The organism is Streptomyces sp. NPDC006655 (assembly GCF_040703965.1).
Lineage (GTDB): Bacteria > Actinomycetota > Actinomycetes > Streptomycetales > Streptomycetaceae > Streptomyces.
In genome coordinates, this window is sequence record NZ_JBEYJU010000242.1 from 1 (window position 1) to 1,690 (window position 1,690).

Sequence of the window (1,690 nt, forward strand, 5' to 3'; positions counted from 1 at the left end):
CTTCGCGGTCGCTTCGCGAGCCTGGCAGCCCCCGCAGAACCGGCGGTGCGGCGTGCGCTGCCCGACCGACCGAGGGGAGCCCCCGCCGGGGTGGGGTGTGGCGGAGGCCCGCCACGCGGCCGCCGGTCCGGGGGCGAGAACCGGCCCGGAAACCGGTCCTGACCTGCGAAAACATGTGATCGGGATCACTCCCCGAGAGGGGGGTTCCGGCTGGACTCTCACCCTCAAATAAGGCAGAATTAGTGATGTCGGAAGGGGGGAGGCAGCCTCCCGGACGACAGCCCCAAACCTTCAACATCAAGGAGCGACCGTGACCGTCGAGACCGAGTGGATTGACACGAAGGACGTACAGGTGGGCGACAAGATCGCCTGTCTGCTCAGCGACGCCCGCGCTTACCCGCGTGTGACGGGCTGGACTGACCGCGTGCTGGAGCTGAGCAAGCAGGGCCTGAAGGACGTCACGCACCGGACGTTCCAGGTCAGCGGCGCGCCGTGGTGGGCAGAGGACATGACCACCTTCGACCTGTCGGGACAGGCGCTGATCGTCTCCCGTGAAGCGAAGGAGGACGAGGAGCCCGAGCACGGGGACGGCGCGGGGATGCCGTCCATCGAGCAGATGCAGAGCTGGATGTCCGAGGGCGGAGCCGAGGCCCGCGACGGGTGCTGGGTGGAGCCGGACGGCACGTGTGAACACGGCTCGCCGTCGTGGCTACTGGCCGCCGGCCTGATCTGACCCGGGCCACCGGCCGGGCGGGGGCGAAGCGCCCCCGCCCAACTCCCCGAACGCTTCAACGACAGAAGGACAACCCACCGTGGCACCCTTCATTTCCCCGTACACCGTCGAGCACTCCGCCCAGTGCCCGCCCGTTGACCCGCGGAGCAAGACCGAGCTTTCGTGCCGACGCTGTGACTGGGTCCGCAAGCACGGCCCGTACTGGAACCATGGCGAACAGCGCGTCACCTGCGGAACCTGCGGGGACGAGGCCAACACGAGCGATGATCCTCGGTTCGCCGGATACGCCGGATTCCACTACGGCCGTACCCGATACGGCGGTTGTTCCGGCGAGTACCTGGCCCACGGCCGCCCGACCGCCGAGCGCACCACCGAACCCGGATGGATGCCACTCGCCCACGTCCGGCCCGGCGACGTCATCACCACGCGGGACAACTGGGGAAAGTGGGACGACCCCGCGATGGTGGTGGACATCGAGGAAGGCGAGGTGGCGCCCGGAGCCCCGCGCATCCATGCCAGCTGGCTGAGCGACAACCCCCACCACGGCAGCGGCGTATGGGGCATCTGGGCCCAGCCGGGAACCCCGATTTTGCTGGTCCAGGCGGCAGCCGGTGAGCCCCCGGCCGCACATGTGAGGGTCCACTACAGCAACGCGATCAGCAGCCGGAGTCAGGTGTACCAGCGGTGCTACCGGACCGAGGAAGCCGCCCAGGCGGACATCCGGGAGTTCTGGCCGTACAACAACACGCGCTCCGTCGAGAGCCGGTGCTGGTGCCGCCGCAACCCTCTCCGGTAGCGCCAACCCCGCCGGTGCCGTCCGCCCCTTGTGCCGAGCAGGCCCGGGACGGGCGGCACCGCCGCCGCGGCGGTAGCGGACGCCCCTGGCGGGGCGGCTGTGTTGGTGGCCCGGTGCGTGCTCGCCGGCCCCGGCCTCCTTCGTCGGCCGGTGCCGTCGGC

Annotated in this window: 2 protein-coding genes; both read left to right on the forward strand. The window is 70.2% G+C overall.

Annotated elements, in window-relative coordinates; genetic code table 11:
- Positions 1-310: 310 nt before the first annotated feature.
- Complete coding sequence (locus tag AB0958_RS45025) at positions 311-733, forward strand: hypothetical protein (RefSeq protein WP_366896278.1); 423 nt, start codon at positions 311-313, stop codon at positions 731-733.
- Positions 734-812: 79 nt separating this feature from the next.
- Positions 813-1,529: a hypothetical protein gene (locus AB0958_RS45030; protein ID WP_366896279.1), complete on the forward strand. Its 717-nt coding sequence runs from the start codon at positions 813-815 to the stop codon at positions 1,527-1,529.
- The last annotated feature ends 161 nt before the right edge of the window (positions 1,530-1,690 follow it).